The 23,124-nt window shown below is 64.4% G+C and carries 22 protein-coding genes; 5 read left to right on the top strand and 17 right to left on the bottom strand.

The features are described from left to right. Nucleotides 1-4: 4 nt before the first annotated feature. Complete coding sequence (locus tag ACOJB8_RS06205) at nucleotides 5-598, bottom strand: J domain-containing protein (protein ID WP_342948186.1); 594 nt, start codon at nucleotides 596-598, stop codon at nucleotides 5-7. Between the two features lie 198 nt (nucleotides 599-796). On the opposite strand from ACOJB8_RS06205, the gene ACOJB8_RS06210 reads away from it, so the two are divergent. Next, entirely contained in the window at nucleotides 797-964 is a 168-nt protein-coding gene (locus tag ACOJB8_RS06210) for a hypothetical protein (protein WP_342948187.1), read from the top strand. Between the two features lie 58 nt (nucleotides 965-1,022). Here the strand turns inward: ACOJB8_RS06210 and ACOJB8_RS06215 are convergent, their stop codons facing one another. The 4 genes from ACOJB8_RS06215 to ACOJB8_RS06230 form a co-directional block, all read right to left on the bottom strand. Beyond that, nucleotides 1,023-1,220, bottom strand: coding sequence for a hypothetical protein (locus ACOJB8_RS06215; protein ID WP_475011555.1), 198 nt, complete (start codon nucleotides 1,218-1,220; stop codon nucleotides 1,023-1,025). A 54-nt stretch (nucleotides 1,221-1,274) separates the two neighbouring features. Next, nucleotides 1,275-1,568, bottom strand: a complete 294-nt coding sequence (locus ACOJB8_RS06220) for a phasin family protein (protein WP_475011556.1) — start codon at nucleotides 1,566-1,568, stop codon at nucleotides 1,275-1,277. A 376-nt stretch (nucleotides 1,569-1,944) separates the two neighbouring features. Further along, nucleotides 1,945-2,229 (bottom strand): CppA family protein, encoded by a 285-nt coding sequence (locus tag ACOJB8_RS06225; protein WP_368684309.1) that lies wholly within the window; start codon nucleotides 2,227-2,229, stop codon nucleotides 1,945-1,947. A gap of 163 nt (nucleotides 2,230-2,392) precedes the next feature. Next, on the bottom strand, nucleotides 2,393-2,773 hold the full coding sequence (locus ACOJB8_RS06230) for a BON domain-containing protein (RefSeq protein ID WP_069262167.1): 381 nt from the start codon (nucleotides 2,771-2,773) through the stop codon (nucleotides 2,393-2,395). 198 nt (nucleotides 2,774-2,971) lie between these two features. Here ACOJB8_RS06230 and ACOJB8_RS06235 point away from each other — a divergent pair, with 198 nt between their 5' ends. Then, nucleotides 2,972-3,487: an RrF2 family transcriptional regulator gene (locus ACOJB8_RS06235; protein WP_342948189.1), complete on the top strand. Its 516-nt coding sequence runs from the start codon at nucleotides 2,972-2,974 to the stop codon at nucleotides 3,485-3,487. A gap of 96 nt (nucleotides 3,488-3,583) precedes the next feature. Here the strand turns inward: ACOJB8_RS06235 and ACOJB8_RS06240 are convergent, their stop codons facing one another. Both ACOJB8_RS06240 and ACOJB8_RS06245 read right to left on the bottom strand, forming a co-directional pair. After that, the gene (locus ACOJB8_RS06240) at nucleotides 3,584-4,789 is read right to left on the bottom strand and encodes an NAD(P)/FAD-dependent oxidoreductase (protein ID WP_475011558.1); all 1,206 of its coding nucleotides are present in this window, start codon (nucleotides 4,787-4,789) and stop codon (nucleotides 3,584-3,586) included. A gap of 157 nt (nucleotides 4,790-4,946) precedes the next feature. Beyond that, nucleotides 4,947-6,131, bottom strand: coding sequence for a TIGR03118 family protein (locus tag ACOJB8_RS06245; RefSeq protein WP_475011560.1), 1,185 nt, complete (start codon nucleotides 6,129-6,131; stop codon nucleotides 4,947-4,949). On the opposite strand from ACOJB8_RS06245, the gene ACOJB8_RS06250 reads away from it, so the two are divergent. After that, nucleotides 6,130-6,288: a hypothetical protein gene (locus tag ACOJB8_RS06250; protein ID WP_475011562.1), complete on the top strand. Its 159-nt coding sequence runs from the start codon at nucleotides 6,130-6,132 to the stop codon at nucleotides 6,286-6,288. The genes ACOJB8_RS06245 and ACOJB8_RS06250 overlap by 2 nt on opposite strands. Here the strand turns inward: ACOJB8_RS06250 and ACOJB8_RS06255 are convergent. From ACOJB8_RS06255 to ACOJB8_RS06300, 10 genes are all read right to left on the bottom strand, one after another. After that, nucleotides 6,279-7,598 (bottom strand): tetratricopeptide repeat protein, encoded by a 1,320-nt coding sequence (locus tag ACOJB8_RS06255; protein WP_368617482.1) that lies wholly within the window; start codon nucleotides 7,596-7,598, stop codon nucleotides 6,279-6,281. The two genes, ACOJB8_RS06250 and ACOJB8_RS06255, sit on opposite strands and share 10 nt — an antisense overlap. 201 nt (nucleotides 7,599-7,799) lie before the next feature. Further along, nucleotides 7,800-10,529: an MGH1-like glycoside hydrolase domain-containing protein gene (locus tag ACOJB8_RS06260; RefSeq protein ID WP_475011563.1), complete on the bottom strand. Its 2,730-nt coding sequence runs from the start codon at nucleotides 10,527-10,529 to the stop codon at nucleotides 7,800-7,802. Between the two features lie 100 nt (nucleotides 10,530-10,629). Then, nucleotides 10,630-12,591 (bottom strand): amylo-alpha-1,6-glucosidase, encoded by a 1,962-nt coding sequence (locus ACOJB8_RS06265; protein ID WP_475011564.1) that lies wholly within the window; start codon nucleotides 12,589-12,591, stop codon nucleotides 10,630-10,632. Between the two features lie 123 nt (nucleotides 12,592-12,714). After that, nucleotides 12,715-13,746: a substrate-binding domain-containing protein gene (locus ACOJB8_RS06270; RefSeq protein WP_475011566.1), complete on the bottom strand. Its 1,032-nt coding sequence runs from the start codon at nucleotides 13,744-13,746 to the stop codon at nucleotides 12,715-12,717. Between the two features lie 196 nt (nucleotides 13,747-13,942). After that, complete coding sequence (gene rbsB, locus ACOJB8_RS06275; RefSeq protein ID WP_368617479.1) at nucleotides 13,943-14,905, bottom strand: ribose ABC transporter substrate-binding protein RbsB; 963 nt, start codon at nucleotides 14,903-14,905, stop codon at nucleotides 13,943-13,945. 106 nt (nucleotides 14,906-15,011) lie between these two features. After that, nucleotides 15,012-15,971 carry an ABC transporter permease gene (locus ACOJB8_RS06280; protein ID WP_368684302.1) on the bottom strand — a complete coding sequence of 320 codons (960 nt, stop codon included), beginning with the start codon at nucleotides 15,969-15,971 and terminating at the stop codon, nucleotides 15,012-15,014. A 43-nt stretch (nucleotides 15,972-16,014) separates the two neighbouring features. Further along, complete coding sequence (locus tag ACOJB8_RS06285) at nucleotides 16,015-17,514, bottom strand: sugar ABC transporter ATP-binding protein (protein ID WP_475011568.1); 1,500 nt, start codon at nucleotides 17,512-17,514, stop codon at nucleotides 16,015-16,017. Nucleotides 17,515-17,533: 19 nt separating this feature from the next. Further along, nucleotides 17,534-17,932: a D-ribose pyranase gene (gene rbsD / locus ACOJB8_RS06290; protein WP_342948199.1), complete on the bottom strand. Its 399-nt coding sequence runs from the start codon at nucleotides 17,930-17,932 to the stop codon at nucleotides 17,534-17,536. Continuing rightward, nucleotides 17,929-18,831 carry a ribokinase gene (rbsK, locus tag ACOJB8_RS06295; RefSeq protein ID WP_475011570.1) on the bottom strand — a complete coding sequence of 301 codons (903 nt, stop codon included), beginning with the start codon at nucleotides 18,829-18,831 and terminating at the stop codon, nucleotides 17,929-17,931. Before rbsK ends, rbsD begins: the two co-directional genes overlap by 4 nt. A 226-nt stretch (nucleotides 18,832-19,057) precedes the next feature. Continuing rightward, complete coding sequence (locus ACOJB8_RS06300; RefSeq protein WP_342948201.1) at nucleotides 19,058-20,515, bottom strand: sigma-54 interaction domain-containing protein; 1,458 nt, start codon at nucleotides 20,513-20,515, stop codon at nucleotides 19,058-19,060. Between the two features lie 358 nt (nucleotides 20,516-20,873). Here ACOJB8_RS06300 and ACOJB8_RS06305 point away from each other — a divergent pair, with 358 nt between their 5' ends. After that, on the top strand, nucleotides 20,874-22,274 hold the full coding sequence (locus ACOJB8_RS06305) for a GntP family permease (RefSeq protein WP_475011572.1): 1,401 nt from the start codon (nucleotides 20,874-20,876) through the stop codon (nucleotides 22,272-22,274). Between the two features lie 24 nt (nucleotides 22,275-22,298). After that, complete coding sequence (locus ACOJB8_RS06310; protein WP_069262182.1) at nucleotides 22,299-23,090, top strand: 3-hydroxybutyrate dehydrogenase; 792 nt, start codon at nucleotides 22,299-22,301, stop codon at nucleotides 23,088-23,090. Nucleotides 23,091-23,124: the final 34 nt, after the last annotated feature.

Genomic DNA, 23,124 nt, shown 5'->3' on the forward strand with positions numbered 1-23,124 from the left:
ACGTTCAGGGATGTAACCCGAACATACCGTGCCAGATCGCACTAAAGAGGTTCGCGTGACGACGATCGTCGGACTTTTGCGATTCCTCGTCGCCTGCGCCGTGCGATGAAGACGGCGGCACGGCTTCTTCCGGCGCGCCGGCATTGCGCGGCGCGGCGCTGTCCGCCTGACGCGACAGGTGCAGGGCGATAGCGCCGTCGGCAATGCGCCCGGCGAGTTGGGAATCGCAATCACTGGCGAGCAGTGCGCCGAATACGACATCGCGGTTGTAGCCCTGCTCCGCGAAGCGCATGGCCACGCTCACGTGCCGGGCATAGGCCTCCTGACGCGCCGCCTCCTGCAAGCGCGCCTCTTCTTCGCGCTCGCGGGACATACGCCCCATCTCCTTGGCATAGACTGCGTCATAGACGCTGCGCTGCGCCGGATCGGAAAGAATCGCGTAAGCTTCCTTGATCTCCTGGAACTGCGCATGCGCAGCGGCTTCGCGTCCCATATTACGGTCGGGATGCGCTTTCATCGCGGCCCTGCGGTAGGCCCGCTTGATGTCCGCGTCGCTCGCGTCGTCGCTTACGCCCAGCAAGTCATACAACGTCGCCATGGCTCGCACAAATGGAAGTGAGATGCGGTCGATCGTAGCATGTCGTCCGCAGACGCACCGCGCGTGCGATGACGATCGCCAGCCGGCAACCGATCAATTGTCCTAAGCAAACGAGCCGCGGATATCGAAATCCGCCCGCGCCGCCAGCGCGCAGCACCCGGGTTCTCAGCGTCGAACCCGGGTCCAGCGACACCACTCGTGGTGATCGAGATTGCGCAGCAAATCGGCCCTGCGCCGTTCGCGCCGATAGTGAGCGGCGACACCAACTGCGGCTATTACGAGCACGATCGTGCCGGCAGCCATACCCAGCCAGGACGGGTCCACGTCAGCCTCCTCGGATCCATGCGGATCGCAACCCAATTGTGAGCAACGCACTCTGAATATAGCCCGTCCGTGTGACAGACTATGCGGTCTCGACCGCCAATCAGCGCACTCGGGCGACCGCTCTCAGGAGCGCATCGCCTTGAGGCGTCACGCGGGGCGTAGGGAAGCCGGATTCGGGCGTATCGACGATGACGAGGTGCTGATCGCGAAGCGCACCGAGTTCCTCCCGGTCGGGCTCGATCCGCCCTGGTGCATTCTTTATCAGCATCAACGTGGCAAGTTCGTGGGGGCTCAACATGTTATTTCCCTCCCGCTTGATCCTGTTTTGATCACGCTTCTTCGCGACTGCGAGCTACCGCAGTTTCGCCGCAGTCTCCGAAGCGATGTCCATGCATGCGCGCGTGTACCCGGCCGCCTGTGAAGCAACCCACGGCAATAGCTCGACCTGGTTGCGGACGAATTGCTCGGGCGTCTGGACGGACAACATGCCTTCGAAGTGCTGTTGCGAACCAGCGAATATCGACCTGCAAGTCGCGAGATTCAGGCGTGAGAGTTCACAAACACCATCGAATAGATGACCGGTCAACGTAGTCAACCTTACGGCCCACGATTCGCTTCCCGCCGCCGCGAATTTTTGATTAGACATACTAATTTAACCTCTGCGCATTTCATTAATCGTTATGTCTGCATCGACCGCGATTGATGTATGGCTTTTCAACGCAATTGGCATTGCCCATGCGAAAGCGAATGCCGGAGTCGAACTAGAGCCTTGATTCTAACTTTGTTAAATCCGTCTCATGAATGCTAGTTGAGTCAGGAGTTTCCCCAATTCATTACGCAGATGCGCCCGTTGACTTGTCAGCCTAGATCTCGGCCAGTCAGACAAGAACAGACGAACCACGGGTGTCGCGCAGTCAGATGACGCAAGACGTCAAACAAGATACGGCTTGCGATGAGGATTCATCGCAAGCGCGATTGTGAGTGCGGCGCTGTTGCGCCCTCAAACAACGGGAGCGGGAATATCAATGCGCGGCGACTTTCACCGCATTGCGTTGCGCAAGCAGTTCGCGTATGCGCGCCAGATGCAGATCGCCAACGGCCGTATGAACCGGCTCGACCTTGCGGGCACGACGCGCAGCAGGTGGCCATGCACCGAGGTATCGGCACAGCGCGGAAACGAACGGCCGCTTCCCCCCGCCAGCAAGTCGCCGCGTCGCAGCGGCGACCCGATCCGCCCCTACATTTGCCACCAGCCATTCAAACGCCTGACGGTCTTCGTCATTCACAATGCGAATTAGCGATTCCATGCGACGCTCCTACTGGACGTAAACACATGCTGTGAATTTATACAGTATTTTGCGTCAGCGCAAGGCAAGTTTGAACTGGCTCCGGGGAGCGTTCGCATGGGGAAGGACAGATCGGGAGTCGCCTTCCAAGGGCGTTGCCTCGGGTGGAAGCGCGGGCGGGGCACTACTCGCTGGCCGCGGCGTCCCCCTTCTGGGCCGTCAACCGGTTCCTCACGGCCGTCACGCCCAGCACCGGCCTCGCCGCATTGCCCGCGCGCGAGATCTGCCAGGTCTCCGGGACTGTGCCCGAGAGCGTGACGACGCCATGGCTGACCCGAATGTGAATGTCTGAATCGTCGAGATCCGGCACGCGCCTGATGGCACGGCGAACGTCACGCACCACTGAGGTATCCGGCCGGCTTCCGGGCGTCGATGCCGAGACTCTTTGCACGGCCGCACCGGCCGGCTCGCTCACGCCGGTTTGCGCGTTCGCATTGGCAGCGCAGCTCGCGATAGCCACGAACACCATCGCGCCGATCGTTCCATTCGCACCGTTTCTGTTCATGCTGCCTCCATCGGGTCGAGTCAACCGAGGAAAAGCGCCACCTCTGAGCGTATGTTCGCACAGGAATTCATGCGTCGCGTCCACGATGGCCTGGCCCGCCCCGATGCCTGCCCGAGCGCACACGCTGACGCAGCGGATGACTTCGGCGCCGCACTGCGCTACCCTAGCAACTCCGATACAAAAAGTCGTCGTATAACCATGTCACACATCAGCACCGGCGTCGAATACGGGCTGCATTGCCTGCTCTATCTTGCCGGCACGTCCGCCGGCGTGCGCGAGGCGAGCGTACGCGACCTGGCGGAAATGCAGGGCGTGCCCGTCGATTACGCGGCCAAGCTCTTCACGCGCCTCGCCAAAGCCGGCATCGTCGAGTCGACCGAAGGCATACGCGGCGGCTTCAGACTCGCGAAACCCGCGCGCAATATTTCGGCGCTGGATGTCGTCGACGCCATCGACGGCGACAAGGCGCTCTTCGACTGTCGCGAAGTGCGCCGGCAATGTGCCGTTTTCGACGACGAGCCGCCCGCATGGGCCACACGCGGCACCTGCTCGATCCATGCCGTGATGCAGGGCGCCGAGCGCGCCATGCGCGCGGAGCTCAAGCAACACTCGCTTGCCGATCTCGCCACCCGCGCGTATTCCAAAGCGCCTGCCAGCTACCACCATCACGTGGTCGACTGGTTCACCGAGCGCGCTGCCAATCGGCGCGGGTAACGACCGTCGCGTTGCGAGCCCTTCCAGCATGCAAAAAAACGCGGAGCCTCCATCGAGGCTTCCGCGTCCAATCAGATCCGTCGTTATCCTGAATGGTCAGGCAACCACGATGCGCAGCGGATCTGCGGCGGCGAGCGCTTGCTCGCGGTCCGCGCGAGGCGGATAGATCCATTCGGAGTTGATCTGGTGCTTGAGCTTCTTCGCCTCGGCGCCCTGCAACTTCACTTCGCGCTCCCAACCTTCCGTGTAGACCGCGCCCCACGGGCCCAGATCCAGACAGGTCACGTACTTCGGCTGGCTATACGGAATCAGAGCGAGGCCGAGCAGATCGGCGGCCACGTTGTGGCCTGCCGAGCGCCCCAGGTTCATCGCGTGCTGGCACGACATCATCGTGTGATTGCCTTCTTCGTCGGTGGCTGCGCGGGCGACGTCGCCCGTCGCGTAGACACCGGGCACGCCCTCCACCGCTAGATTGCGATCGACATACAGACGCCCCAAGGCGTCGAGGCGGCCCGGAATCTGCGCGGTCAACGCGCTCGCGCGCAGCCCGGCCGTCCAGATCACCGTGTGCGATTCGATACGCTGGCCGTCCGTTGTCGTGACGCCGCCGGCATCTACTGAAGCCACACCCGAACCGAGCTTCGAGGTCACGCCGAGCGAACCCAGCGCCTCTTCGATAACGGGACGCGGGCCCGCGCCCAGGTCGGGGCCGATCGCATCGTTACGCTCGACGATGATCACCTTCACCTTCACCTGCTCGCCCAGCGCCGCGCGCAGGCGTGCCGGCATTTCCGCGGCCGTCTCGATGCCGGTGAATCCGCCGCCCGCCACCACCACGGTATTGCGCGCGGGCGTGTCCGGCTGGCTGGCCAGACTGCGGATGTGCGCTTGGAGTTCGACCGCCTCGTCGGTCTGATCCACGCTGAAGGTGTGATCGGCCAGGCCCGGGATCGACGGGCGGAACAGCCGGCTGCCAGTAGCCAGCACGAGGCGGTCGTAGCCGAGCGTAGAGGACCGGCCATCGACATCGGTCAGATCCACGGCGCGGCGCTCCACGTGAACGCGCTCCACCGTTCCCTGGATGAACTTGACGCCAGTCGCATCGAAGATCTCCTTGAGCGGCGCCCGGAAGTTCGCGGGGCCTTCTTCGTACAGGCGCGGACGGACATGCAGATGCGGGTCTGGAGCGACCAGCGTGATCTCCACGTCCGTACGCCCCTGCTGATCGAGCAGCCGCGCCGCGCTCAGCGCGCTCCACATGCCGGCGAAGCCGGCCCCAATAACAAGAATACGCTTCGACATGTGTGCTTCTCCAATGCAGGGATACGTGATATCGGTGGACTCGCGCCGCGCCCGCGCAACTCATAACTCGGATTCTATGAGTCGTAGTTTAATTGCGCAAGCCCCCTTTTGGGACGCACTGTTGACGAATCAGACAACGATGCCGTGTGGCCGGGCGCTACATGCCCATGCCCGTCCCTGCTCCCGTGCTTGTGCCGGTACCCGTGCCCGTGGTCGTGGCTGGGTTCGAAGTCGCATTCAGATCGATTCTTCCATACACGCCATCGGCTTCGTCATTCGGCCCCGCCGCGAAAAACAGCGTATTGGAAGGCTGATTGCCGAGATCGTTGCCGAACGCAATGCCCCACACGCCTGGCTCAACAAGTGCATTGCCGTTCGAACCGTTGAGCGGCCCCATCGACTGGCCGTTCGATGCATTGAACGCGTTGATCGCGCCATTACCGAAATTGCCGATCAGAATCGCGCCGCTCATCGAGCCGAAGTTCGCGGGCGCTTGTGCAATGCCCCATGGCGCGTCGAGCGGACCGCCCGTCGCGAAGCGCTGCTTCAGGTTACCGGCCGTGTCGTACATGTCGACCATGCCGAGCCCCGCGCCTGCGACATCGTCGTGCTTCGCCGCGTCCTGCATCGCATAGGTGACGAACAGATTCGAGCCGATCGCCTGGATGCCGAACGGCGCGAAGCCGGCCGGCATCGCCGGGTCCGTGAAGCCGCCCGGCATCGTCACCTTGTTGAATGAGGTATTGAAGACGTCGATCTTGTTGTTATGGAAGTCGGTCGCGTAGAGGAAGTTCGCGTTGTTCATCGTCGCGAGCGCGAGCCCCTTGTACACTGCGCCGCCCGTGCCGTCGTCGTACATGACGAATGCGTTGGTTGGCCCGACCGCCGGCGCCCACGCGGTGATGGTGCCGCCCTCGCCCGCGAAGATGAACGCCGCGAGGCCAGACTTGCCGGTTTCCGTCACGGTAAAGCTTTGTGTGCCGTTGAAGACGATGCCCGTGGGTGATGCCGTGCCGTTCTTGCCGTTGGGTATCGCGACGATCAGCGATTGCGGCACGCCGTTGCCGTCATAGAGCGTTGCGACATTGGTGCCGTTGTCCGCGACCCAGGCAAAGCCATTCGGATTGAAGGCGACACCCCACGGATTCTTCAGATTCCCGTCGATGTGCGCGGCCGCCACCGCACCATCGGAAACGAGCGCCGTCGCCGTGAACGTCGACGGGACGGGCACGCTCGCACTGCTGGAGCCCGAGCTGGAACCGGAACTGCCGCCACACGACACGAGCGTCGCGATGGCCGCGCCACATGCTACGACGCCGAATACGGCGAGTAGAGACTTCATGACCGCACTCCTCGTTCAGTCCAAAGGGCTAACGGACAAAGAACGAGGAGGATGCGGCGTTTATTCCAGCGAAGAAACGGGGCTTGTTCCGTGGGCGATCGTAATGACTGAACTAGCTAGCGAAAAATCCGCGGCGGGCAACGAGCGCTATGCGTGACGATCCGGTGCCTGCAAACTTGCCGATACCGGCGGCAATCTGCGCGGCGTACCGAGCATGGCAAGTTGCTTCTCGTGCGGCGTCAGCGCGCCGCTGTCGCGCTTGTCCGCTTCGGCATACTTTTGCGCGGCATGAGAGAAATCGCCTTCGCCTTCCAGCGCCTGCCCCCACAGTTCATACGAGGGCGCGAAATCGGGACGAAGTTCCACCGCGTGCGCCAGTTTGACGATCGCCGCATCGTATTGTCCGTTGTCGATGAGCGCCTCGCCCCAGTCGTGCAGGATGTTCACATCGTCGCGGTGCATTTCATCTGCGCGATGGAACGCGCTGAGGGCTTCGGCATACCGGTGCGCGTGCAACAGGACGTCGCCGAGCAAGCGCTGGTTCTCTGCGGTACTCCACCGCTCGTGAGCGCCTGCACGAAGCTCCTCGATCGCGGCGTCGATTCTCCGCTCCTGCTCGAGCGCAATGCCGAGATTCGCCCGCAAGACGGCCGAGTGCGGATACAGCAACAGCGCGTCGCGCGACTGCTGCTCCGCCTCCTCGGAGCGGTTTTGCCGCAGCAGCAGCCAGCCTTTTCCAGCGAGCGCCCACTGGTGTTGCATGGAGCCCGGCCGGCCGAGGACATCGTCATAGATGGCTTCGACCTCGCTGTAGTCACATTGGCCCGGCGAACACCGTGTCTTTTGCACCGCTGCGAAGACATGGCTCGCGAGCGTATTCGGTTCGACGAGCCGCATGACCTCGATCGCGATGTCCCGCATCGACTGGTTGAAATCAGTACCGGTGAACGCAACGTCGTCGTGCATGGCGTTGAATGGCCCGTTTTCGATCTGAATATGCGCGACATAGGCATCTGCGCTGCCGTTCACATGTGTAATGCCGATATGGACGACCACGTCCTGCTTGTTCCTGAACAGCGTCGATTTCAGAAAGCCGACGATCGAAGCATAGGACATGTCCTCACCGGGCAGCTTGATATCGGGGCTGTCGTTATCGGCCAGCGATACATCGTGCGGAACCGCGTCGCTGTCGCTGCTGATTCCGCGCATCGCCGCAAGAATTCGTTCTGCCAGGAATTCCGGGGTATAGCCGGTGTCGGCCAGCGCTTTCGGTGTTTCCACCGGAGGCACCAGCACATGTTGGGTGAGCGCGCCGGAGATGACGAGCCAGCAAAAGGGACCGGCCAGGACCAGGATGATCCAGGGGAGCACAAAAGGCCACGCCACTCCTGGCAAGCGGCTGATCAACCCGATCAGAAACAACACATGCGATAGACCCGCGGGTCTGCGATCCGGAAGGCTCGACATGTTGCACCTCGATTCGGCTGCAGTTGGCTGGGCCCAACTGGCGATCGGCGTGAACGCATCGACTATGCCAGCGCTCGCAAACGCTTTACTGCCGGGCGTTTTGGCGATGTTTGCGAATTTCGCGCGTCGCAGGTGTTATCGCCGGGCCAACGCTCCGACAGGGGGAGTGCCGGTTCGCACCGGACACCTGGGAACGCGCGCTTACTTCACCGCCTCCGCGTCTTCGACCTCGCCCGCCACGGGCACGTTGCCCGAGGGGCTCATCATGCGCGGCTGCAGCATCAGCGCGACGAGGCCTGTCCAGCCGGTCTGGTGCGATGCGCCGACGCCGCGCCCGTTGTCGCCGTGGAAGTACTCGTGAAACAGCACGAGATCGCGGCAGCGCGGATCGGCCTGCAGCAGCGGGTAAGCGCCCATCACCGGGCGCTCGTTGTTGCGGTCGAGCAGAAAGAGCGTCGTGACGCGACGCGCCAACTCGTCGGCGATCTGCGCGAGCGAAAGCTTCTTGCCCGAGCCGGTCGGATACTCGACGCGAAAATCGTCGCCGTAGTAGCGGTGAAATTCATACAGCGACTCGATCAGCAGATAGTTGACCGGCATCCACACCGGGCCGCGCCAGTTCGAATTGCCGCCGAATACGCGCGAGTCCGATTCGGCGGGCAGGTATCTGACGCGGAAGTCGCAGCTGTTGTGCCGGTAAACAAAAGGCTCGTCGAGATGGGCGCGAGAGAGCGCACGCACGCCGTGATCCGAGAGAAATTCGGCTTCGTCGAGCATACGCCGAAGCAGCGCTTTCATCCGGTGCCCGCGCAATAGCGAGAGCAGTAAGGAATTGCCCTTGCCGGGTTCGTTCCAGCGCGACACGAGGCGGGCAAGGTCGGGCCGGTGCTGGAGGAAAAAGACCAGCCGCTCGCGCAGCCCCGGCAGGCCGCCGTGTACCCGCTCCTCCAGCACGCGCACCGCGAAGAAGGGAATCAGCCCGACGATCGAGCGCATCCGCAGCGGCACGCTGGTGCCGTCGGGCAGCCTCAGCTTGTCGTAGAAGAACTCGTCCACGCTGTCCCACAGGCCCGTCTCGCAACCGTCGTCGCAACTCACCGCGCCCGCGATATACAGGAAGTGCTCGAAGAACTTCACGCCGATATCGACGAACACATGGTTCGCGAACGCGAGTTCGAGCGCGATGCGCATCAGGTCCAGGGCGTAGGCCGCCATCCATGCGGTGCCGTCCGCCTGATCCAGATGTCCGCCTGTCGGCAGCGGCGACGAACGGTCGAAGATGCCGACGTTGTCGAGTCCGAGGAAGCCACCCTGGAAGATGTTGTGGCCGTCTGCATCCTTGCGGTTCACCCACCAGGAAAAATTCAGCAGCAGCTTGTGGAAAACAAGTTCGAGGAAATCCCGGTCAGCCTTGCCGGTGATCGCGCGATCGATCTCGTACACGCGCCATGCGGCCCACGCATGCACGGGCGGATTCGCGTCGCCGAATGCCCATTCGTAGGCCGGCAACTGGCCGTTGGGATGCTGATAGCGGTCCTTCACGAGAAGCAGCATCTGCTTCTTTGCAAACATCGGATCGACCAGCGCGAACGCGACCGCCTGAAACGCGAGGTCCCACGATGCGTACCACGGGTACTCCCATTTGTCCGGCATCGAGAGGATGTCCGCGTTGCATAGATGCCGCCAGTCCGCGTTGCGCCCGCGCTGGCGCGCGGCGGGCGGTGTCGGCTGCAGCGGGTCGCCTGTCATCCAGCGGTTCACGTCGTACTGGTAGTACTGCTTCGACCACAGCATGCCCGCCAGCGCCTGGCGCTGCACGAGCCGCGCGTCGGCACTTTCGATGTCGCGCTGCAGCGCGTCGTAGAACGCATCCGCCTCGGCAATGCGCTGCGCGAACAGGCTGTCGATGTCGAGCGCCACCTCCTCTTTCGGCGCGGACAGCGGACGCCAGCGGAACGTGACGACCGCGCGGCCGTGCGCCGCGATCTCGAGATGCACGCGCGCGGCCGCCTTCGTGCCCGCGTCGCGCCGGATCGCATCGTTATTGCCGTGCACGACATAGTCGTCGAAGCCGTCCTTGAATGGACCGGCGCCGTCCATGCCGAACAGGCGCTTCACGTTGGTCTCGTTCTCGCAAAACAGCCACTCGACGCGCTCGCCTCTTTGTGCGGCAGCCGTCACGACGAGCGGCTCGTGCGTGCCGCAGTGCGCGACGACATGCTCGCCCTCGGCGGACGAAACGAGCGCGAGCGACGGCTTGCTGCCTGTGGCCTTCCACGACCACGTGTTGCGCGCCCAGAACTGCGGCAACACGTCGATCGATGCGTGCTGCCCGGCGCGGTTCTCGACTGTCACGCGCATAACGATGTCTTCCGGCGTGTGCTTGGCATATTCGATCTGCACATCGAAATAACGCTGATCATCGAATGCGCCCGTGTCGAGGATTTCGTATTCGGGCAAGCCGGCACCGCGCCGCGCGTTTTCGTCGACCAGGTCCTGGTAGGGAAACGCCGCCTGCGGGTACTTGTAGAGCATGCGCATGTACGAATGCGTCGGCGTGCTGTCGAGGTAGAAGTACAGCTCCTTCACGTCCTCGCCATGATTGCCTTCCTGATTCGTCAGACCGAACAGACGCTCCTTCAAAATCGGGTCGAGGCCGTTCCACAGCGCGAGCGAACAACACCAGTCCAGCCGCTCGTCCCCGAATCCGGCCAGGCCGTCTTCGCCCCAGCGATAGGCGCGCATGCGCGCGTGGTCATGCGGGAAATAATCCCACGCGGTGCCGTGCTCGCTGTAATCCTCGCGCACGGTGCCCCACTGGCGCTCGCTGAGGTACGGTCCCCAGCGCTGCCAGCGGGCGTAATCGGCCGAGTACAGGCGTTGACCTTCAACCGTGTGGATGAGGCCGGCGGCGCGCTGCAGCATGGGCATCTCCTTGAATTGGGGCCGCCACGGTGGAGCGTGGCGCGGCGAATCTCCCATGCTAGCGCGGTTTGCCCGCCGGGCGCATGCGCCGCGCTACGGGTAGGCGCTAGCCGCCATCGCCGAGCCGTTTGAAGATGCGCAGCAATTCGCCGAGCGACCATGCCTGGAACGGTGTGCCGCCAGGCCGGTGCGGCGCATCGCCATCGGCGACCTCGGAAACATGGTCGAGCCCGGCGCGGTCGAGATGCGCGAGCAGCGGCGCGACGAACCGCTCGCGAGCGAGCGCGCACTGCGCCGCGGTATCGCCGTTCACGCGCAGCCAGGCATCCACGAAGGGGCCGAGCAACCAGGGCCAGACGGTGCCCTGATGATAGGCGCCGTCGCGCTGCAGCACCTCGCCACGGTACTGCCCGCGATACGCGCGGTCAGACGGCGCGAGCGTGCGCAGCCCCATGGGCGTGAGCAGGTTGGCTTCGACCTGCGCCACGACCGCGCGCGCCGCATCGCCTTCGAGCAGCGCGAACGGCAGACCGCCTGCCGCGAAGATCTGGTTCGGCCGAATCGAGCAATCGACCGTACCGTCCACGTGATCGAGATCGACCACGTCGAACAGCGCGCCCGTCGACGGATCGACAAAGCGCCCGGCAAACGAGGCGCTTGCGCGCGCTTCCAATTCGCGCCAGCGCGTATCCCACGCCGCGGCGATGCGCAGCGCATTGATCCACAGCGCCTGTATTTCCACCGGCTTGCCGATGCGCGGCGTGACCACCCAGTCGCCCGCCTTCGCATCCATCCAGGTGAGCTGCACGCCCGGCACGCCCGCTCGCAGCAGGCCGTCGCGCGGATCGGCTGCGATCCCGTAGCGCGTGCCGCGCGCATAGCCTTCGAGGATGGCGTCGACGGCGCCCTGGAGCGCATGCCGCGCTTCGTGCGGCACGTTCCCGGCCGCAAAGTAGTCGTGCACCGCCACGACGAACCACAGCGATGCGTCGACGGAGTTGTATTCGGGCGCGCCGCCCGCGTCGGGAAAACGGTTTGGCAGCATGCCCTCAGAAACGGTCGCCGCCCATTCGAGCAGGATCGCGCCCGCCTCCTCGTAGCGCTCGTTCGCGAGCAGCAGGCCACGCATGGCGATGAACGTGTCGCGGCCCCAGTCGGTGAACCACGGATAGCCCGCGACGATCGTACGGCCTTCGCCGCGTGCAACGGCATAGGCATTGGCCGAACGCTGCAGACGCGAGCCGAGCGACGCCCGGCGCGCTTCTTCGATGCCGGCGAGCAGCTGCGCGCGGCTCGCGGCGCTATCGTTGCTGTCGAGCGAGGCATCCGGCACACCCGAAGATGGTTGCGCGTGCAACAGTATCACCGCATCGCCTATGCCCAGGTCAAACGTGAATACGCCTGGCGTCGCGAGATCCTCGATGTAGTCGAGCCCTCGCTCGCGTTCGCGCGGGTAGCAGAAGTTGCGGTACCAGTCCGGCGCATGCGTATAGCAGCCGTTGGAGCGCGCGACGATGGCGGGCAGATCGCCGTACGGTTGCCAGCGCACGTGCTCGCCGTCGATCTGGGCGTTGAAGTCGAACGCGGGGTTCTCGTGGTGCATCCCGTGATAGTCGCGGCCCGAGATCAGCAGACGGACTTTCAGCACGGCAACGCCAGCCCCGGAGGGTGCATCGAGCCGCCAGCGCAGCACGGTTTCGCGGCTCGCCTTCGCCACGAAAACTTCTGCCGTGAGCACGGCGCCGCCGTCCAGCCGGTAGCACCACGTGGGCCACGGCGAGGTGTCGAAGCTCGCGATGCGCCCCGAGGTATCGGGATAGAGCAGATCGGGGGCGTAGCGCTGCATCGTCAGCGCGGTCTTGCGCTCCCCGTCCTCGAGCCAGGCTTCGATGCCGTTGACGAGCACCACGCGGTTCGTGGGCGGCTGCATAGCTGTGAGCAGCAGCGCGTGGTAGCGGCGCGTACGCGCGGTGCCGACTGTGCCGGATGCAAATCCGCCGGCGCCGTCCGCTTCGAGCCATTCGTCGTCGAGGCGCTGCGCATCGATGGGGCTGTGAAGACGCGTCATCGGTTGTCCTACCCTCGTGGATCATCTGCGCAACGATACTCCCGTCGGCGCGGAGCAGCCGGAAAGCGAGTCGAAAGACGCGGGCGACGTGAACATCGCGAAATTGTTTACGTGCGTGCAGGGTTAGCGGGGCTCGGGCCGCCCGCGCCGCTGCCGGTAATGGATCTGCGCGGGCACCTGAATGGACTCGGGCGCGCCTTCGCCTTCGAGCAGTGAAAACACGCAACGCAGGCTATGTTCCGCGAGTTGCGCGCTGTCCTGCACGATGGCGTCGATGCGAAGCGGCAGGCAGTCGAGCAGTTGATGATCGTCGAAGGTCATCAGGCGGCCCGGCGCCTGGGCCAGTTGATGCGCTTCGTTCACGAACTCGAGCAAGCCTTCGAGCAGCGTGATCGAACCGGCGAACAGCGCCTCGGGGTAGCGCCCATGGGCTTCGAACCAGGCCTTCATCAGCGCATAGCCCGACTCTCGCTGGTAATCGCGCTGATACACCCAGTCGGCCTGCTCCGCAATGCCGTGCCGCTCTAGCGCGAGCCGATAGCCCGCAAGGCGGTCGCGGCTCGGGGAAAGTTCCGGCTGGCCACCGAAGAACACTACTTCCCGTGCGCCCTGTTCGATCGTCTCGCCCACCAGAGCCGCCACCGTTTCAGCGGCGTCGGTAATTACATAGGGAATCGCGCTCGTCGCCACGCGGCGGTCGGCGAACACGATCGGCAGACGCTTGACCCACTTGTCGTAGCGCGGCGCTTCGGCCGTGCACGGGACGACCACCACGCCATCCACCTGCTGCGCGACCAGATGCGCAAGACCCTCGGTCTCGCGCACCGGATCTTCGTCGCTCGTCACGATCACGAGCTGATAACGGTAGCGCTCGCGGCACTGCCATTCCATGGCCTGGGCGAGCGCGGCGTGCGCCGAGTTGGTCAGATCGGGAATCACGAGGCCGATCGTGTTGCTGCGCCGCGAGCGCAGCGCGCGCGCCGATTGCGACGGCGTGAAATGATGGTCCCTCGCCACCTGCAGCACACGCTCGACCGTGGCCGCCGAGATGCGGTAGCGCTCGGCGTTGCCGTTGAGCACCATGCTGGCCGTGGTGCGCGAAACCTCCGCGAGGCGGGCAATGTCGTCGATAGTCAGACGCTCGAACTGGGACACGCGGCGTTCCTGCTGGATGTGGGTTGGGGATCGGGTGAACGCGGGAGCGAAGAGTGGGCGACGCGGCTGCGAGCCAGGGCAAGGCCCAAAACGAAGCGCCCCGTGTGGCACGGGGCGCGCGGTCACTCTCAAGTGCGCGCGGTCGCGAAGTCTTCGCGTCCGATGGTACTACGCTCGCGCGCGCCTGAAAACGTGCTTACTGTTTGTACAGGTTCAGTGGCACCGGGATGAACTTGTCGACCGGCTGACCGTCGACCACCTTCTTCGCGGCCTGCACGCCATACTGGCCGATCAGTTCGGGCTGCTGCTGCACGGTCGCGGCCATCTGGCCGGACTTGACGGCGGCGATCGCGTCGTCGGTGGCGTCGAAGCCGACCACGGCCACGTTCTTCAGGCCCGCAGCCTGCAGCGCCTTGACCGCGCCCAGCGCCATTTCGTCGTTCTGCGCGAACACGCCCTGAATGTCCTTGTTGCTCTGGATGATGTTTTCCATCACCGAAAGGCCCTTGGCGCGATCGAAGTCGGCGGGCTGCTTCGTGACGATCTTCACGCCGCCCTTTGCCGCGATTTCATCGTCGAAACCGGCGCCGCGCTCGTTGGCCGCCGACGAACCCGGAATGCCTTGCAGCTCGACGATGTTGCCCTTGCCGCCCAACTTGTCGGCGAGAAAACCGGCAGCCATCTTGCCGCCTGCCTTGTTGTCCGAAGCGATATGCGAGCTGACTTCCGCGCCGTTCACGCTGCGGTCGAGCGAAATCACCTTGATGCCCTTGCTCGTCGCTTCCTTCACGACGTTGGCCACGGCCGAAGAATCGGTCGGGTTGATGAGGATGACGTTGACCTTCTTCTCGATCAGGTCCTCCACGCTCGCCTGCTGCTTCGCCGGATCGTTCTGCGCGTCGACGGTGATGAGCGTCACGCCATCCTTCTTCGCTTCGTCTTCGGCGCCTTTCTTGAGCGAGACGAAGAACGGATTGTTGAGCGTCGAGATCGACAGGCCGACTGTGACCGCGCCGCCCGAAGCCGGCGCCGCCGACGCGCCAGCATCGGCCGTGCTGCCCGGACCTTCCTTCGAGCAGGCCGCGAGGCCCAGCACGAGCGAACCGGCGGCGAGCGCCGCAAAGAGTTTTGATATCGACGGCGAATTGTGCTTATGCATAGTCTTCCTCCTCGTTATATGTGGAGTGTGTGGAGATAAAATCTCAGGATACCTATTGATGCCAAACTGCCGCGCCAGGCGAATGAAGCGTGGCGCAGCCTGGGGATTACGACGACTTCTTGTTGCCGCGATCGATCAGCACGGCGAGCAGGATCACGATGCCCTTGATGACCTGCTGATAGAACGACGACACGTCGAGCAGGTTCAGGCCGTTGTTGAGCACGCCGATCAGCAGCGCGCCCACGAGCGTGCCGAAGATCCAGCCGCGGCCGCCCGTGAGGCTCGTGCCGCCCAGCACGACCGCCGCGATGGCGTCGAGCTCGTAGCCCGTGCCCGCGGTCGGCTGCGCGGAGTTCAGGCGCGAAGTCAGCACCACGCCCGCGAGCGCCGACATGACGCCCGCGATCGTGTACACCCACAGCTGGATGCGATCGACTTTCACGCCCGAAAGCTTCGCCGATTCGGCATTGCCGCCCGTCGCGTAGATATGGCGGCCGAACACGGTCTTGCGCAGCAGCACCCAGAACACGCCGAACATCACGAGCATCAGCACGACGGGAATCGGCACGAGGCGCGCGACATAGCCGCCGCCCAGCAGCGAGAAGAAGTCGCTGTTGAAGCTGCTGATCGGGCTGCCGTTCGACACGACGAGCGCGAGGCCGCGCAGCACCGTCATCGAACCGAGCGTGGCGATGAACGGCGCGACCTTGCCCTTGCTGATGACGAGTCCGTTGGCGAAGCCCATCAGGCCGCCAGCCACGAGGCCGGCGAGCGTCGCGACGATAGCGGGCGTGCCCGTGCTCAGCAGCGTCGCGATGATCACCGAGGAAAGCGCGAGCACGGAGCCCGCCGAGAGATCGATGCCGCCGAGCAGAATCACGAGCGTCATGCCGAACGCGATCAGCGCATTGATCGACGCCTGCCGCATCACGTTGAGCAGGTTGTCGAGCGTGAGGAAATCGCGGCTCACGATCGAGAGCGCCACGGAGATGATCAGCAGTGCTACGAAGGGTCCGAGCTTTTGCAGCGTCGCCCGGCTGCCGGGGGTAAGGGTCACTTGCGACATGTCATGTCTCGCTAGTTTGTAGTGTATGAGTAAGCGCCTTCGCTCAGACCGCCACGGCTTGCGCAGCGCTCGCCTGGCCGCCGGCTGCCGCCGTCATGATCAGTTCCTGAGTGGCCGTGGCCGCCTCGAAGATGCCGTTCTGGCGTCCCTGATGCATGACGAGAATGCGGTCGCTCATGGCCAGCACTTCGGGCAACTCGGACGACACCATCACGATGGCGACGCCCTGCGCCGCGAGCTGATTGATGATCGTATAGATCTCGGCCTTGCCGCCCACGTCCACGCCGCGCGTGGGCTCGTCGAGCAGCAGCACCTTCGGCGGCTGCGCCAGCCACTTCGCAAACACGACCTTCTGCTGATTGCCGCCCGAAAGCGCCTTGACGTCCAGTTCGGCGTCGCGCGTGCGCACACGCAACTGCTCGATGAGACCGTCGACGGCGCTGCGCTCCGCGCGCTCGTTGACGAAGCCGAGGGTGGCGTACTGATCCAGATGCACGAGCGTCGCGTTTTCGCGCACCGACATGCCGAGCACGAGCCCCTGACGCTTGCGGTCTTCCGTAACGAAGCCAATGCCCGCCGCAATCGCGCTGGACGCGTCGCGCACCTCGAGCAGCTTGCCGTCGAGCGTGACCGTGCCCGCGCTCTTGCGGTTCGCGCCGAACAGCGTGCGCAGGATCTCGCTGCGCCCGGCGCCCATGAGTCCGGCGATACCGAGCACCTCGCCCGCGCGCACGTCGAACGTAATGCCTTCGATATGGCCTTCATCCGCCAGACCGGCCACGCGCATGCGCACGTCGCCCGGTGCATGGCTGCGTTTCGGAAAACGCTCGCCGATCTCGCGCCCCACCATCAGGCGCACGATCTCGTCGAAACCGGTGTCGCGAATCGCGCGTTCGCCGACGAAATGGCCGTCACGGAGCACGCTGATCTTGTCGCACACGCGGAATATCTCTTCCATGCGGTGCGAAACGTAGACGATCGCCACTCCGCTCGCCTTGAGCGACTGCATGATCTCGAAGAGCGTTTCGATTTCGCGGTTCGTGAGCGCGGCGGTCGGCTCGTCCATCACGAGGACTTGCGCGTTCAGCGACAGCGCCTTGGCGATTTCCACGAGTTGCTGCTGACCGATGGAGAGCAGCCCTGCTTCGGTCTGCGGATCGATACGCTGCGCGCCGACCTTGTCGAGCCACTTGCGCGCCTCTTTACGCATCGTCGCGACATCGACCATGCCGAAGCGGCTCGGCTCGCGGCCAAGGAACAGATTCTCCATCACCGTCAACTGCGCGATGAGGTTCAATTCCTGGTGAATGATGGCAATGCCCGCGCGTTCGGCCTCGACGGTGCTGCGGATCGGCACCGCGCGCCCATCGACGAGGATCTCGCCTGCATCGGCTTGATACACGCCGCTCAGGATCTTCATGAGCGTCGATTTGCCGGCGCCGTTCTCGCCCATCAGCGCGTGGATCTCACCCGCCTCGATGCGGAAATCGACGCCTTCGAGCACCCGAACCGGACCGAACGCCTTGCCGATCCCCTGCATCATCACTTGCATCCTGGACCTCTCAGAAGATCACGCCCGAATGCAAAATCACATTCGCGTAGGGGCTGCATTCGCCGGTGCGGATCACCGCCTTCGCCTCGCGGCAGCGGCGCTTGAATTCTTCGTGCGGCACGGTTTCCACGGCGATGTGCGTGGCGGCCATCTCGCGGCTGCGCGCCACCACGGCCGCGTTATGCGTCTGCGCCTCGCTCGCGAACACCGCGCGCTCGACCTTGAAGTCGGCGAGCACGCTGTCGAGCACGGCGAAGAAGTCGGGCACGCCAACCGCGAGCGAAACGTCGATGCATTCCATGCCGTCGGGAATGGGCAGCCCGCAATCGGCGATCACGAGGCTATCGGTGTGGCCCATGCGGGCGAGCACGCGTGCGATGTCGCGATTCAGATGTCCGTGTTTTTTCACTGCGAATCTCGGGCTTGCGTGTTCAGAAAGGCTTCGAGTTCGGCGAGCGTGGGCATGCCGCCCTGCGCACCGGCGCGCGTCACCGAGAGCGCGCCGGCTGCGTTCGCGCGCCGCACGGCCTCGCCAATGCCGAGATGCCAGAACGCCGCGAGTGCGCCGTTGAAGGTGTCGCCGGCGCCGGTCGTATCGACGGCTTCGACGGCGAATCCCGGCTGATGCACGAGCGCGCCATTGGCATCGGCGTAGTACGCGCCGTCTTTGCCGTGGGTCATGGCGATGCGCATGGGCGAGCGCGCGATGACCTCGGCCCACGCGCCTTCCGGCGTTTGCAGCGCGGTGGCGAGTTCATGCTCGTTGGGCGTCAGCAGCGTAGTCAGTTCGAGCAGTTCGCCGCTCAGTTCGACTGCGGGCGCGGGATTGAGAAAGAACGGCTTGCCGTGTTCGCGAGCGCGCCGCGCGGCGTGCAGCACCGTTGCGTAGGGCACTTCGAGTTGGGCGAGCACGACGTCGGCCTGCGCGATCGCGGTGCTTGCACGGTCGATGTCGTCGGGCGAAAGCTCGTGGTTCGCGCCGGGCACGACGATGATCGCGTTATCGCCGCCCGAGAGCGTGATCGACGCGATGCCGGTCGCCTCGCGGCCCGTGCTTACGTGGGCGATATCGACGCCTTCGCGCGCCAGCGTCGCTTTCATCTCGCCCCCGAACGCATCGGCGCCGACGCAGCCGATCATCATCACCTCGGCGCCAAGGCGCGCCGCCGCGACCGCCTGGTTCGCGCCCTTGCCGCCCGGATGGGTCGAAAAATGCGTGCCGAACAGCGTCTCGCCGAGCCGGGGAAACGTGTCGGTCGTGACGACCATGTCCATGTTGATGCTGCCCACCACCACTACGCGCGCCATTGCACTCCCTTTCGACGGCTTGCCGCGCCTGCGGTTTTTTGCCGTGCTAAAACGTAATCAGCTTGGGAGCGCAGTTATACCAGAGTGCTCACGCGTGTGAAATAGACCCAGGGTATAACCGGATGCGCAGGACAATATGTCCCCGATTACTGGGGGTCGGCCGTAGTGGGGCACCGGCTCTATACGAATCCGGCGCGGTGGTGGCCCGCGACGCGATTCTTGCGCATCACACCTCGATACCTAGCGCGACGATGCGCCGGTACAGCGTCGCGCGCGCCATGCCGATCTGCGCGGCGGCTTTCGTCACCTGGCCGCCGGCCGCGCGTAACGCGTCGGTCAGGAAGCGGCGTTCGTAATCGCGCATTGCTTCGTCGTACTGCTGATACTGCGGCACGCCGGTGTCGTCCTGCGTATCGTGCTGAGTGCCCGTCTCTTCGTCGCGGCGCTGCCCGCGCCCATCGCCGATGAAGCGCGCGAGCGAGCGCGCATCGATGCGCTCGCTGTCCGATAGCAACACCGCGCGCTCGAGCGTATTGCGCAGCTCACGCACGTTGCCTGGCCAGCCATACGCACACAGCACCGCGAGCGCGTCTTTGTCGAGTTCGAGATGCCCCGCGCCGCTCTCCACCGCGAGCTTGTCGAGAATCGAATACGCCATCGCCTCGATGTCCGCCAGGCGCTCGCGCAGCGGCGGCACACGAATCATTAGTACGTTGAGCCGGTAGTAGAGGTCCGCACGAAACCGGCCCTGCGCCACGAGTGCGGGCAGATCCGCCGAGGTCGCCGCGATGATGCGCACGTCGGTGCGCACGATGCGATTCGAGCCGAGCGGCTCGAACTCCTGCTCCTGCAAGACCCGCAGCAATTTGCCCTGCAGCGCGAGCGGCATGTCGCCGATCTCGTCGAGAAAGAGTGTGCCGCCCTGAGCCAGCTCGAACTTGCCGATGCGCCCCTTGCGCTCCGCGCCGGTGTACGCGCCCGCCTCCGCGCCGAAGAATTCCAGTTCCAGCAGCGTGTCGGGAATCGCCGCGACGTTCACCGTCACGAGCGGACTGTCCGCGCGTCCGGACGCGCCGTGGATGGCGTGCGCGAGCAGCTCCTTCCCCGTGCCCGTTTCGCCAAGCAACAGCACCGGCGAGGCGAGACGCGCGGCCCGGCGCGCCTGGCGCTTCACTTCGAGGCTTGCGGCGCTCGTGCCGATCAAGCTCGAAAAGCTGTACTTCGCGCGACGCACCTGCGCGAGCGACTGACGCGTGCTGATCAGTTCGGCTCGCAGCCGTGCGTACTGGCTAAAGAGCGGCGACAGTCCCTTGAGTTCGTTGAACAGCACGAAGCCGACAGCACCGATCGTCTCGCCGTTGTCGTCCTTGATCGGCAAACGCGTGACGACGATCGGATCGCGATCGGTCTCGAGAATGTCGAGCAGAATGGGCTCGCCCCCCTTCACGACGTCGCGCATCATGCTGTTGGGAATGACGGCTTCGCAATCGAGACCGATCACGGCTGTGGGGTCGTCAAAGCCGAAGCGCGCCGCATAGTCCCGGTTGATCCACACCACGCGCGCGTTGCGATCGACGATCACGGTGCCTTCGCTGAACTTGTCGAGTGATCGAAAGAGCGATTGCATCGCCAGCTTGCGCACGTGGTCGTAGTCGGCCAGCAGCGCGGTCGTTTCAATTTCCATTCGGTGCTTTTCCTGGATCGCGGCCCTGACGTAGCCCGTCACGACCAGTGGATTCTCATTTGCGGGACGCATTATCTCAGAAGTGAGATTGCGCCACGTCCCCTGAAATCTCCCGGCTTGGCGCGCGGGGGTGGCAAGCGGCGCCGCGCTTTCTTCGCCTAACTCGTCTCAGTTTTGCGACTCGCAGCCGCCGCAAGCATCCCGGCGCACCCCTGCGCCCCGCGCAGCGGGTTCGCCCGCCGCTTCGCGCAAGGCTCTCCGCCCGCTGGCACACATCGTGCTCTATTGCGCGGTCGCGCCGGCTTCGGCGCGCGCGAACAACAAACAGACCTGCACGAATAAACCAACTGGAGACAAGATGTCCTTTGTGATTGTGATCGCCGCTTTGGCGTTCCTGATGTTCGTGGCCTACCGCGGCTACAGCGTCATTCTCTTTGCGCCCATCGCCGCACTGGGCGCCGTGCTGCTGATCGATCCCTCCGCCGTCGCCCCCGTGTTTTCCGGCATTTTCATGGAAAAGATGGTCGGCTTCGTCAAGCTCTACTTCCCCGTCTTCCTGCTCGGCGCCGTGTTCGGTAAGGTCATCGAACTATCCGGCTTCTCCGAGGCGATCGTGGCCGCCGCGATCCGCTACATTGGCCGCTCGCGCGCCAATGCCGTGATCGTCGCGGTCTGCGCGCTGCTCACGTATGGCGGCGTCTCGCTCTTCGTCGTGGTGTTCGCGGTGTATCCCTTCGCCGCCGAACTCTATCGCCAGAGCAACATTCCGAAGCGCCTCATGCCCGGCGCGATCGCGCTCGGCGCGTTCACGTTCACGATGGATTCGCTGCCCGGTACGCCGCAGATCCAGAACATCATTCCCACCACGTTCTTCAAGACCACCGCGTGGGCCGCGCCCTGGCTCGGCGTGATCGGCTCGATCTTCATCATCGTGGTCGGTCTCACGTACCTCGAATGGCGCCGCCGCAGCGCCATGGCGAAGGGCGAAGGCTATGGCACGTCGCTCGTGAACGAACCGGAGCGCGTCGAGACCGGCAATCTGCCGCATCCGGCGCTGGCCATCGCGCCGCTCGTGCTCGTTGGCGTCGCCAACTTCCTGCTGACGAAGGGGATTCCGCAGTGGTACGGCGACAGCTTCACCGTCGCGCCCGACGTGCTGCCCGGCATGCATGCGCCCGTGACGGTGGCCGTGAAGAGCGTCGTGGCCATCTGGGCCGTGCAGGGCGCACTGCTGCTCGGCATTCTGCTCGTCATCGTGACGGCGTTCGGCCGCGTGAAGGAACGCTTCGCGACCGGCACGAAGACCGCAGTGAGCGGCGCGCTGCTCGCCACGCTCAATACGGCATCCGAGTATGGCTTCGGCGGCGTGATCTCGGCGCTGCCCGGCTTCCTCGTGGTCGGCAATGCGCTCAAGGCCATTCCGAATCCGCTCGTGAATGCGGCCGTGTCGGTTTCGGCGCTCGCGGGTATCACGGGTTCAGCATCGGGCGGCATGAGCATCGCGCTCGCCGCCATGTCGGACACCTTCATCAAGACCGCGCAGGCCATGCATATCCCGATGGAAGTGCTGCACCGCGTGGTGGCAATGGCGAGCGGCGGCATGGATACGCTGCCGCACAACGGCGCGGTCATCACGCTGCTCGCGGTTACGGGCCTCACGCACCGCGAGTCGTATCGCGACATTTTCGCGGTGACGATCATCAAAACACTCGCGGTCTTCTTCGTCATCGCCGTGTTCTACCTGACCGGCATCGTCTAACCGGCAACTACACCAGGCCCACCCATGCATCTCCCCAACACGCTCTCCCTCGCCGGAAAGACCGCCGTCGTCACCGGTTCGACCAGCGGCATCGGTCTCGGCATTGCGACGGCGCTGGCTCGCGCTGGCGCCAATATCGTCCTGAACGGTTTCGGCGATCCGGCGGCCGCGCTCGCGCAAATCGAAGCGACCGGCGTGCGCGCCGTGCATCACAACGCGGACATGAGCCGTCCTGCCGAGATCGAAGCCCTCGTGACTTTCGCGGCAAGCACGTTCGGCGGGCTCGATATTCTCGTCAACAACGCGGGCATTCAGTACGTCGAAACGATCGAGAACTTCCCGGTGGAGCGCTGGGACCAGATCATCGCGATCAATCTGAGCGCGACGTTTCACGCGACGCGCGCAGCGCTTCCCATCATGCGCGCAACGGGTTGGGGACGCGTGATCAATATCGCGTCGGTACACGGGCTCGTGGGCTCGGTCGGCAAGTCGGCCTATGTCGCGGCCAAGCATGGCGTGATCGGGCTCACCAAGGTCGCCGCACTGGAAACCGCGCGCAGCGGCGTGACCGTCAACGCGATCTGTCCGGGCTGGGTGCTCACGCCGCTCGTACAGAAGCAGATCGATGACCTGGCTCACCGCGAGGCCATCTCCGTCGAAGACGCCACGCTGAAACTGCTCGGCGAAAAGCAACCGTCGGCAAGCTTTGCGACGGTCGAGCAAATCGGTGGCGTAGCGGCCTTCCTGTGCTCGGAAGCGGCGAACGAGATGCGCGGCGCCGAACTCAAGGTGGATGGCGGCTGGCTCGCGCAGTAGAAACGGCAGCGGCGCGCGAACGACGTACGACGCG

This window comes from Paraburkholderia sp. BR10141 (genome assembly GCF_056155635.1).

What these genes read in the sequence shown, in the direction of transcription:
- ACOJB8_RS06205 (WP_342948186.1), bottom strand. Translation starts at nt 598, where the DNA reads ATGGCGACGTTGTATGACTTGCTGGGCGTAAGCGACGACGCGAGCGAC.
- ACOJB8_RS06215 (WP_475011555.1), bottom strand. Translation starts at nt 1,220, where the DNA reads ATGTTGAGCCCCCACGAACTTGCCACGTTGATGCTGATAAAGAATGCA.
- ACOJB8_RS06220 (WP_475011556.1), bottom strand. Translation starts at nt 1,568, where the DNA reads ATGTCTAATCAAAAATTCGCGGCGGCGGGAAGCGAATCGTGGGCCGTA.
- ACOJB8_RS06225 (WP_368684309.1), bottom strand. Translation starts at nt 2,229, where the DNA reads ATGGAATCGCTAATTCGCATTGTGAATGACGAAGACCGTCAGGCGTTT.
- ACOJB8_RS06230 (WP_069262167.1), bottom strand. Translation starts at nt 2,773, where the DNA reads ATGAACAGAAACGGTGCGAATGGAACGATCGGCGCGATGGTGTTCGTG.
- ACOJB8_RS06235 (WP_342948189.1), top strand. Translation starts at nt 2,972, where the DNA reads ATGTCACACATCAGCACCGGCGTCGAATACGGGCTGCATTGCCTGCTC.
- ACOJB8_RS06240 (WP_475011558.1), bottom strand. Translation starts at nt 4,789, where the DNA reads ATGTCGAAGCGTATTCTTGTTATTGGGGCCGGCTTCGCCGGCATGTGG.
- ACOJB8_RS06250 (WP_475011562.1), top strand. Translation starts at nt 6,130, where the DNA reads ATGACCGCACTCCTCGTTCAGTCCAAAGGGCTAACGGACAAAGAACGA.
- ACOJB8_RS06245 (WP_475011560.1), bottom strand. Translation starts at nt 6,131, where the DNA reads ATGAAGTCTCTACTCGCCGTATTCGGCGTCGTAGCATGTGGCGCGGCC.
- ACOJB8_RS06255 (WP_368617482.1), bottom strand. Translation starts at nt 7,598, where the DNA reads ATGTCGAGCCTTCCGGATCGCAGACCCGCGGGTCTATCGCATGTGTTG.
- ACOJB8_RS06260 (WP_475011563.1), bottom strand. Translation starts at nt 10,529, where the DNA reads ATGCCCATGCTGCAGCGCGCCGCCGGCCTCATCCACACGGTTGAAGGT.
- ACOJB8_RS06265 (WP_475011564.1), bottom strand. Translation starts at nt 12,591, where the DNA reads ATGACGCGTCTTCACAGCCCCATCGATGCGCAGCGCCTCGACGACGAA.
- rbsB (WP_368617479.1), bottom strand. Translation starts at nt 14,905, where the DNA reads ATGCATAAGCACAATTCGCCGTCGATATCAAAACTCTTTGCGGCGCTC.
- ACOJB8_RS06280 (WP_368684302.1), bottom strand. Translation starts at nt 15,971, where the DNA reads ATGTCGCAAGTGACCCTTACCCCCGGCAGCCGGGCGACGCTGCAAAAG.
- ACOJB8_RS06285 (WP_475011568.1), bottom strand. Translation starts at nt 17,514, where the DNA reads ATGATGCAGGGGATCGGCAAGGCGTTCGGTCCGGTTCGGGTGCTCGAA.
- rbsK (WP_475011570.1), bottom strand. Translation starts at nt 18,831, where the DNA reads ATGGCGCGCGTAGTGGTGGTGGGCAGCATCAACATGGACATGGTCGTC.
- ACOJB8_RS06300 (WP_342948201.1), bottom strand. Translation starts at nt 20,515, where the DNA reads ATGGAAATTGAAACGACCGCGCTGCTGGCCGACTACGACCACGTGCGC.
- ACOJB8_RS06305 (WP_475011572.1), top strand. Translation starts at nt 20,874, where the DNA reads ATGTCCTTTGTGATTGTGATCGCCGCTTTGGCGTTCCTGATGTTCGTG.
- ACOJB8_RS06310 (WP_069262182.1), top strand. Translation starts at nt 22,299, where the DNA reads ATGCATCTCCCCAACACGCTCTCCCTCGCCGGAAAGACCGCCGTCGTC.